This window comes from Pseudomonas sp. 34 E 7, assembly GCF_900005715.1.
GTDB lineage: Bacteria > Pseudomonadota > Gammaproteobacteria > Pseudomonadales > Pseudomonadaceae > Aquipseudomonas > Aquipseudomonas orientalis_A.
Map to the genome: position 1 here is coordinate 3,091 of NZ_CVTX01000165.1, position 9,268 is coordinate 12,358.

Genomic DNA, 9,268 nt, shown 5'->3' on the forward strand with positions numbered 1-9,268 from the left:
TTGCCCACGGATTCAAGCCTGCGTTCGGCCAGCGTGGTTTAACGGGGCGCCTGAGATCAAGATCAAAAGCAGATCAAGAGCAAGAGCAAGAGCGACTCGCTTCGCATCGTGGTTACGGTTGAGCGCTACAGAGTTGTGTAGATACCTATGCCCGATAGCGGTACATCAGTCCCTGCAGTCGGGGGCAAGCCCCCTCCCACATTGAAGCTGTGTTGCGCCTTAGAAGAGGTCGATCGGCGCGCCTTCATCCGCTGGCAGCGGGCTGCCCGGTACGGCCCCGTTGCCCAGCTCGTTGACTGACGGCGGCGTGTCTTCGCTCTTGAACAGTTCGAAGTAGGCGTTCGGCGTGCTTGGCGAGGCCGCGCGGCCGCTGACTGGGTCGATGCGCAGGCTGAGGATGCCTTCCGGTTCCGGCTGGGTGTGCAGCGGCTTGTCCTTCAAGGCTGCGCCCATGTAACTCATCCAGATCGGCAGCGCCACGGTGCCGCCGAATTCGCGACGCCCCAGGCTTTCCGGCTGGTCGTAACCGGTCCATACGGTGGTCACGTAGTCGCCGTTGTAGCCGGAGAACCAGGCATCCTTGGATTCGTTGGTGGTACCGGTCTTGCCCGCGATGTCCGCACGGCCCAGGGCCAATGCACGTCGGCCGGTGCCCTTCTTGATCACGTCCTGCAGGATGCTGTTGAGGATATAGGTGGTGCGGCCATCCACGATGCGTTCAGCCACCGCCGGTGCCTGTGGCTCGCCCGGAGCTTGAGGGTTTGCGGCAGGCGTCGTACCCGGCGTCGGTTCAATGGTGATGCCGCCGTTACTCGGCGCGGCGAGACCATCGGTTGCCGCCACGCCATTGACCACATCGCCGGGTACCCGTGGCGGGTTGGCGGTGAACAGTGTGTCGCCATTACGGCTCTCGATCTTGTCGATCAGGTACGGCGAGATCTTGTAGCCGCCGTTGGCAAAGGTGCTCCAGCCGGTGGCAATTTCCATCGGCGTGAGGGTCGCGGTGCCCAGGGCCAGGGACAGGTTCGGCGGCAGGTCAGACTTGGCGAAGCCAAAGCGGGTCATGTAGTCGATGGTCTTGCCCACGCCCATCGCCTGCAGCAGGCGGATCGACACCAGGTTGCGCGACTTGTACAGCGCCTCGCGAATGCGGATCGGGCCGAGGAAGGTGTTGGTGTCGTTCTTCGGGCGCCAGACTTTGTCCAGGTACTCATCGACGAACACAATCGGCGCATCGTTGACCAGGCTGGCGGCGGTATAGCCGTTATCCAGCGCGGCGCTGTAGACGAACGGCTTGAAGCTTGAGCCCGGCTGGCGCTTGGCCTGGGTGGCGCGGTTGTAGTTGCTCTGTTCGAAGGCGAAGCCGCCGACCAGGGCGCGGATCGCACCATTTTGCGGGTCCAGGGACACCAGTGCGCCCTGGGCGACCGGTACCTGGCTGAATTTCAGGCTGTCATCGGCCTGGCGTTGCACGCGGATCAAGTCACCCACCTGCGCCACGTCGGACGGCTGCTTCGGCATCGGGCCCATGCTGTTGGTATTCAGGAATGGACGTGCCCATTTCATGCTGTCCCACGCCACATGCGCTTCGCCGCTGCGGGTCAGTACCTGCACGCCATCTTTCTTGACCTGGGTGACGATCGCCGGCTCCAGGCCGCTGATCGGACGTTGCTTGCCCAGTTCGGTGGTCCAGGCGCTCAGGGTCTTGCCCGGCAGGCGCGATTCAGGGCCGCGATAGCCGTGGCGCTGGTCATAGGTGATCAGGCCATCGTGCAGCGAATGGTTGGCAATTTCCTGCAAGTTGCTCGGAACGGTGGTGGTTACGCGGAAACCTTCGGTGTAGGCCTCGCTGCCATACCGGCCAACCATTTCCGCACGGGCCATTTCGGCGATATACGGCGCATTCACTTCCGGCGTCGGCACGTGATAGCTGGCGTTCAATGGTTCGGCCACGGCACTTTCGTAAGCCGTCTGGTCGATCTTGCCGAGCTTGTACATGCGCCCCAGGATCCAGTCGCGACGCTCCTTGCTGCGCGCCGGGTTGGCCAGCGGGTTGAAGCGCGACGGCGCCTTGGGCAGGCCGGCAATCATCGCCATTTGCGCAAGGCTCGCATCCCGAATCGACTTGCCGTAGTACACCTGGGACGCCGCCTCGATGCCGTAGGCTCGGTTGCCCAGGTAAATCTTGTTGACGTACAGCTCGAGGATTTCGTCCTTGGTCAACTGGCGTTCGATCTGCAGCGCCAGCAGGATCTCGGTGGCTTTGCGCGAAAAACTGCGCTCGCTGGTGAGGAAGAAGTTCTTCGCCACCTGCATGGTGATGGTGCTGCCGCCGGATTGAATGTGTCCGCTTTTTACCAATTGCGTGGCTGCACGGACCAGGCTGCTGGGGTCGACGCCGTAGTGGTTGGCGAAATTATCGTCTTCAGCCGACAGCAATGCGTTGATGAAATTGGGCGGAATGTCGGCGAAACGGATCGGTGTACGGCGCATTTCGCCGAACTCCGCGATCAGTTTTTCATCGCTGCTGTAGACCCGCAAAGGAATCTGCAACTGGATACTTCTGAGGGCCTCTACCGACGGCAAACCCGGACTAAGGTAGAGGTAGGCCCCGCTGAGTACGAGCAGCAGCCCGCAGACGATCGCGACAATGGAGTACCCGAAAAACTTCAGCAGACGAATCAAGGCTTTTGGATTTCCAGAGAAAAGAAAGAGTTACGCGTCGGGGCATGCATGGCGAACGATGGATCGACCCGGGCGGCAGATAAAAAGCGGGAAAAAACGCTGGGCATTAAAGCATTTTCGCCTCCGGGCGTCATTCGCACGGCTCAAACAAGTCGACCGAATGCACGGCCCGGAGGCAATCAGGCGGTAAGACAGGCAAAGCTTTAGGGAGTTTTATGGGAAAGGGATTTTTCAGGCGAAAACACGCCATCGTTCTCGGCGTCGACATCAATGACCGAGGTATCAAGCTGATCGAGCTGGGCCGTTCGGCGCAAGGTTTCAGCATTCAGGGCTACGCCGCGCAGGGGTTGCCGGCGCATGCGGTGGTCGATGGCACAGTGCTCGACCTTGAAGGGGCCGGGCGGGCGCTGCAGCAGGCATTATCGCGGCTGCACAGTCGCGCCAGGCACGCAGCCGTGGCCGTCTCGGGCCCGTCGGTGATTACGCGGGTGATCGAAATGGACGCAGGCCTCAGCGACGAAGAGAGGGCCTGGCAGATATACATGGAGGCCGACCAGTACATTCCTTATCCTCTGGACGAAGTCGCCATCGATTTTCAGGTACGCGGCCCGTCGTCCCAGGGCGCCGGGCGGGTGCAGGTCATGTTGGCGGCTTGCCTGCGCGAACAGGTCGAGGCGCGCGAGGCGGTCCTGGGCCTGGCCGGGCTGGTGACGCGGGTGGTGGATGTCGAAGCATTTGCATTGGAGCGCGCTTGCCGTCAGGATTTTGCCAGCTTCACGCCAGGTCATCGAGTCGATGGCGCACAATGGGCCGCCGATGCCCACGGGATGGGAGTGGCTTGCGGGTTGGCCCTGAGGAGTTTCGCTGGATGACACGAATCAATCTTTTGCCTTGGCGCCAACTGCTGGCCGAGCGGCGCCGCAAGTATTTGCTGGTGCTTTTGCTGGCGTTTGCCTGCCTGGCGCTCGCGGCGGTGTGGCTGGCCGATCAAGTGATCGACCAGGCGATTGACCGGCAGGTCACCCGCAACGTGCGCCTGGACGGGAATGTTGCCGCGCATGACTCACGAATCAAGACCATCGACGACCTGCAGGAGCGAAGCCAGCAATTGGCGCAGCGCATGAAGGTGATGCAGGACCTGCACGACGCTCGCTCCTCCGGCGCTCGGCTGTTCGATCAGCTGGCGCGCACGATGCCCGATGGCGTTCACCTGCATGAGGTGGTCGCCAACGGCGATACGCTCAGCATCCGCGGCAGTGCCGACAGCAACCAGGATATCGCCCAGTTGATGCGTCGGCTGGAGGCGTCGCAAGGCGGCCATTCGGCGCGGCTTGAGCGTGTTCAGGCAGAGGGTGAGCGCGGCGCTCATCAGTTTCAGTTGATGGTGCGCCAGGGGGAAACCATCGAGGCGCAACCATGAGCCTGCCCGGGCTCGACTTTTGCGCACTCACCTACAACGCTGCAAAATGGCCCTGGCCTGCAAAGGTCCTGCTTGGCTGCGCCCTGGGCGGCCTGGTGCAGTTGATAGCGGAGGTGTCATACCTGGGCGCTTCGCGAGCGCGATTGCACGGGTTGGAGGCGCGCGAGCAGGTGCTGCGCGGGCAGCTTGAACAGAGCGCCGGTGTGGCCGCAGACCTTGAGGCGCACACCGAGCGCGTCAGGGTGATGGAAGACACCGTCGCGGATCTTCAAGGGCAACTGTCCGGTGACGCTGCAGTGCCGGACTTGCTTGAAGACATCGCTCGGCTGGCGGTTGCCAAGGGCGTATGGGTCGAGGGCGTCGAGGTGATGGACGAGGCGTCGCAGCCGTTCCATGTCGAACAACCCTTGAAGGTTGGCGTTACAGGGGGTTATCACGACCTGGCGGCGTTCGTCAGCGCCCTGGGTAGTTTGCAGCGCGTCGTCACGGTGCATGACCTGGCGTTGCGCTCGGAAGGGGCTTTGTTGCGGCTGGAGCTGCTGATCAAGGCCTATCGAGGCGTTTTCCGGGGGGGCAAGGCATCACAGGCGGGCGTCCCGGCTCCGCGCTTTGTGTACGACGCGACCTCCCTGCGCGACCCGTTTCAACTGACAGACTTGCAACCGGATCACACGCCTGGGCGGCCCGCCCCTGCTCCGGATCTCACGCGACCCCGCGGGCTGCTGGAGGGCATCGCAATCGACCAGTTCGACATGGTCGGTACGCTGTCCGGCGGCGGGCAGAGCTTCGCGTTGCTGCGTGCCGGATCAACGGTGCATCGGCTGGCGGTCGGCGACTACCTCGGTCCGGATCATGGTCAGGTCACGGCCATCCAGGACGGCCATGTGGAGCTGGTCGAGCGCTTTCCCGATGAACAGGGTCTCTGGCTGGAGCGCCCGCGAACGCTGGTGTTGAACGTCAACTCATAACGGAATCAAACAATGAAAAGGATTTTCTTGTCCTTCGGCGTGGCGCTATGGATAGCGTTCACGGTGCCGATGGCTGCTGCTGTGCCCAATCGCGTCGACCTTATCCATCTGCCGCCGCCTGAAAGCACGTCGTCGGCCGACTACACAGGCGACACACTGAACCTTAATTTCCAGAACATCGATTTGCGCGCGGCATTGCAGCAAATCGCCGATGTCGCCGGCCTGAACCTGGTGGCCGCAGACGAGGTGCAGGGTTCGATCACCCTGCGGCTCAAGGACGTGCCCTGGGACCAGGCGCTGGACCTGGTGTTGCAAGCCAAGGGGTTGGACAAGCGGGTCAAGGCCGGCGTCTTGCTGGTGGCCCCCGCCGACGAATTGGCCGCACGCGAACTGCTGACGCTGGAGGCGCGCAAGCAGATGGCCGAACTGGCGCCGTTGCGCCGGGAGTTGCTGCAGGTCAATTACGCCAAGGCGGCGGACCTGGCCAAGCTGTTCCAGTCCATGGCCGGCTTTGAAGGCGCGACCGACGAACGCGGTTCGGTGGCGGTGGATGATCGCACCAACAATATCATCGCCTACCAGACCGCAGAGCGGCTGCAAGAGCTGCGGCGGATCGTGGCGCAGTTGGACGTCCCGGTGCGCCAGGTGATGATCGAGGCGCGTATTGTCGAGGCCAATGTCGATTACGACAAAAGCCTGGGCGTGCGCTGGGGTGGGCGGCTCAATCGCGGCAATTGGGGCGCCGGCGGTATTTCAAAACCCCCGGCAGATGGCGCGCAACCACCGCCGAATCCACCCAGTTCACCCTTTGTCGATTTGGGTTCGCTGACCGGCACCTCGGGCCTGGGGCTGGCGTTTATCACCGACAACCTGCTGCTGGACCTTGAGCTGACCGCCATGGAAAAGTCCGGCAACGGCGAAATCGTCTCACAGCCCAAGGTGGTCACCTCGGACAAGGAAACCGCGCGCATTCTCAAGGGCACCGAGATTCCCTACCAGGAATCCACGTCCCAGGGCGCCACCTCGGTGTCGTTCAAGGAAGCTTCGCTGTCGTTGGAGGTCACGCCGCAGATCACCCCCGACGATCATGTGATCATGGTGGTCAAAGTCACCAAGGACGAACCCGACTATTTGAACAAACTCAACGACGTGCCGCCGATCAAGAAAAACGAGGTCAATGCCAAGGTCCTGGTCAAGGATGGCGAGACCATTGTCATCGGCGGGGTTTTCTCCAATACCCAGAGCAAAGTGCTAGATAAAGTGCCATTTTTGGGCGATGTGCCGTATCTTGGCCGCCTTTTCCGGCGCGATGTGCGGTCGGAGAAAAAATCCGAGCTGCTGGTATTCCTGACTCCGCGTATCATGAATAACCAGGCGATTGCTGTGAGTCGTTGATTCTGTGCGAAATTTGATTCTTGTAGGGCCGATGGGGGCTGGAAAAAGCACCATCGGCCGTTTGCTGGCCAAAGAGCTGCGCCTGCCGTTCAAAGATTCCGATAAGGAAATTGAATTGCGCACGGGTGCCAATATCCCATGGATCTTCGATAAGGAAGGCGAACTGGGCTTTCGCGACCGCGAGCAGGCAATGATTGCCGAGCTGTGCGGCTGCGATGGCGTGGTATTGGCCACCGGCGGAGGCGCAGTGATGCGTGATGAGAATCGCCGCGCCCTGCATGCCGGTGGTCGGGTGGTGTATCTGCATGCCTCGGTCGAGCAGCAGGTGGGCCGCACGGCTCGTGATCGCAATCGCCCATTGCTGCGCACGGCCAACCCGGAAAAAACCCTGCGGGACCTGCTTGCGCTGCGCGATCCGCTGTATCGGGAGATCGCCGATCTGGTGGTGGAAACCGATGAACGGCCGCCCCGAATGGTGGTACTCGATATTCTTGAGCGCCTGCAACGGCTGGCACCCCGTTAAAGCCTGGCCGCAAATGCGCTATTCTCGGCGGCGCGCCATGACCTTGCGGGGTATGGCGTAGAGCCATCAGGCAGCGTCTGATCCAGGCGTTACCGGTCGTCACACTATCTTCAACGCGGGGACACATGCAGACACTTAAGGTCGATCTAGGCGAGCGCAGCTACCCGATCCATATTGGCGAAGGTCTGTTGGACCTGCCCGAACTGCTCGCACCGCATATTGCCGGTCGGCAGGTGGCGATCATCTCCAACGAAACGGTGGCGCCGCTGTATCTGGAGCGTCTGAGCCGCAGCCTGGCCGAATACTCGGTGATCTCGGTAATCCTGCCCGACGGCGAAGCCCACAAGAACTGGGAAACCCTGCAGTTGATCTTCGATGGTCTGCTGCGCGCACGGCATGACCGCCGCACCACCGTGGTCGCCCTGGGCGGCGGTGTGATCGGCGACATGGCCGGCTTCGCGGCCGCCTGTTACCAACGTGGCGTGGACTTTATCCAGGTGCCGACCACGCTGCTGTCTCAGGTCGATTCGTCGGTGGGCGGCAAGACCGGCATCAACCATCCGCTGGGCAAGAACATGGTCGGCGCGTTCTATCAGCCGCAGGCCGTGCTGATCGACACGGCCACCCTCAACACCTTGCCACCCCGCGAGCTGTCGGCGGGCCTGGCGGAAGTCATCAAGTACGGGCTGATCTGCGACGAGCCCTTCCTGACCTGGCTGGAAGAACACATGGACGCCCTGCGCGCCCTCGACCAGGTGGCACTCACCGAGGCAATTTCCCGCTCCTGCGCAGCCAAGGCGCTGGTGGTGAATGCCGACGAACGGGAGTCCGGTGTACGGGCTACCCTGAACCTGGGTCATACCTTCGGCCATGCGATCGAAACCCACATGGGCTATGGTGTGTGGCTGCATGGGGAAGCCGTCGCGGCTGGCACAGTGATGGCATTGGAGATGTCGCAGCGCCTGGGCTGGATCAGCGCCCAGGAGCGTGATCGCGGGATCCGTCTGTTCCAGCGCGCCGGTTTGCCGGTGATTCCGCCGTCCGAGATGACCGAAGCGGATTTCCTGGAGCACATGGCAATAGACAAGAAAGTGATCGACGGTCGGCTGCGGCTGGTGCTGTTGCGCCACATGGGCGAAGCGGTGGTGACCGACGATTATCCGAAAGAGATTTTACAGGCCACGCTGGGAGCGGATTACCGCGCCCTGGCCCAGCTTAAAGGTTAATAAGATCGCGATGACTAGTTTGCATGCCGACGAGGCGTTCCTCGGCCATTATCACTTGAGCCACGACCCTTTCGCTCCACGGGTGCCTGGTTTCAAATTCTTCCCTGCCCAGCGCAAGCCGGTACTGGGGCAATTGCACCACCTCGCGCGCTACAGTCAGTTGCTGCTGGTGGTCACGGGGCCGTTGGGCAGCGGCAAGACGTTGCTGCGCCAGGCGCTGGTCGCCAGCACCAACAAGCAATCGGTGCAGAGCGTCGTGGTCTCGGCCCGTGGCGCCGGTGATGCGGCCGGCGTGCTGCGCCAGGTGGCGCAGGCGCTGGACGTCGCCAACGCGGAGCCGAATGCGATCCTTAAGCAGGTGGTGCAACTGGGCCTGACCGGCCAGGAAGTCTATCTGCTGGTGGATGACGCCGAGCAACTCGACGAGTCCGCCCTGGAAGCATTGCTGGCGCTGGCGGCGGGTACGCCGGAAGGTCGTCCCCATGTGTTCCTGTTCGGTGAGTCGTCGCTGATCGCCGATCTGGAACAGATCAGCGGTGAGCAAGAGCTGTTCCACGTCATCGAATTGCAGCCGTACGAAGAAGAAGAGACCCGCGAATACCTGGCTCAGCGCCTCGAAGGTGCAGGGGCCGGTATCGAACTTTTCTCCGCTGCGCAGATCTCTGATATTCACGAAAGCTCCGATGGCTGGCCTGGCAACATCAATCAGGTTGCCCGCGATGCAATGATCGAAGCCATGATTGCCAGCCGCTCTGCGGTCAAGCGTCCAAAGATGGGGTTCACTATGCCTAAGAAGCACGTATTGGCTATTTCCGCCGTTGTCGTGGTCGCCGTTGCCGCCGCCTGGTTGATTCCAGGCCGCAGCAAGGCGCCGACCACCGCTGGCGCGCCAACCGAACAGGCGCAGTTGCCACTGGGCAAGCCCACGCCAAATGTCGAATTCGCCAACTCCGGCCAACCGACCAACCTGCCGATGGTCGGCCAACCGGTCATGCGCGGCCCGCTGGCTGAGGAAGCCGGTGGCATCTCCGAAGGCGACGACGGCGTGCCG

At 62.1% G+C, this 9,268-nt stretch carries 7 protein-coding genes and 1 pseudogene; 7 read left to right on the forward strand and 1 reads right to left on the reverse strand.

Annotation, left to right across the window (positions count from 1 at the left end; all coding sequences use genetic code 11):
* Positions 1-219: 219 nt before the first annotated feature.
* A complete protein-coding gene (locus tag BFP96_RS21780; protein ID WP_370671703.1) occupies positions 220-2,682 on the reverse strand; it encodes a penicillin-binding protein 1A in 2,463 nt (820 codons plus the stop codon).
* Positions 2,683-2,900: 218 nt separating this feature from the next.
* On the opposite strand from BFP96_RS21780, the gene pilM reads away from it, so the two are divergent.
* The 7 genes and pseudogenes from pilM to BFP96_RS21815 form a co-directional block, all read left to right on the forward strand.
* Positions 2,901-3,557, forward strand: coding sequence for a type IV pilus biogenesis protein PilM (pilM, locus tag BFP96_RS21785; RefSeq protein WP_065936996.1), 657 nt, complete (start codon positions 2,901-2,903; stop codon positions 3,555-3,557).
* Positions 3,554-4,105 (forward strand): PilN domain-containing protein, encoded by a 552-nt coding sequence (locus tag BFP96_RS21790; protein ID WP_065885700.1) that lies wholly within the window; start codon positions 3,554-3,556, stop codon positions 4,103-4,105. Before pilM ends, BFP96_RS21790 begins: the two co-directional genes overlap by 4 nt.
* The gene (locus BFP96_RS21795) at positions 4,102-5,073 is read left to right on the forward strand and encodes a pilus assembly protein PilP (protein ID WP_065936997.1); all 972 of its coding nucleotides are present in this window, start codon (positions 4,102-4,104) and stop codon (positions 5,071-5,073) included. Before BFP96_RS21790 ends, BFP96_RS21795 begins: the two co-directional genes overlap by 4 nt.
* Positions 5,074-5,214: 141 nt before the next feature.
* Positions 5,215-6,468: pseudogene (locus BFP96_RS21800) on the forward strand (type IV pilus secretin PilQ); the annotation flags it as partial.
* Between the two features lie 4 nt (positions 6,469-6,472).
* Entirely contained in the window at positions 6,473-6,991 is a 519-nt protein-coding gene (gene aroK / locus BFP96_RS21805; protein WP_065885698.1) for a shikimate kinase AroK, read from the forward strand.
* 125 nt (positions 6,992-7,116) lie between these two features.
* Positions 7,117-8,217 carry a 3-dehydroquinate synthase gene (gene aroB, locus BFP96_RS21810; RefSeq protein ID WP_065936998.1) on the forward strand — a complete coding sequence of 367 codons (1,101 nt, stop codon included), beginning with the start codon at positions 7,117-7,119 and terminating at the stop codon, positions 8,215-8,217.
* Between the two features lie 10 nt (positions 8,218-8,227).
* A partial coding sequence (locus BFP96_RS21815) for an AAA family ATPase (RefSeq protein WP_065936999.1) occupies positions 8,228-9,268 on the forward strand: 1,041 nt, incomplete at its 3' end.

What these genes read in the sequence shown, in the direction of transcription:
- pilM (WP_065936996.1), top strand. Translation starts at nt 2,901, where the DNA reads ATGGGAAAGGGATTTTTCAGGCGAAAACACGCCATCGTTCTCGGCGTC.
- BFP96_RS21790 (WP_065885700.1), top strand. Translation starts at nt 3,554, where the DNA reads ATGACACGAATCAATCTTTTGCCTTGGCGCCAACTGCTGGCCGAGCGG.
- BFP96_RS21795 (WP_065936997.1), top strand. Translation starts at nt 4,102, where the DNA reads ATGAGCCTGCCCGGGCTCGACTTTTGCGCACTCACCTACAACGCTGCA.
- aroB (WP_065936998.1), top strand. Translation starts at nt 7,117, where the DNA reads ATGCAGACACTTAAGGTCGATCTAGGCGAGCGCAGCTACCCGATCCAT.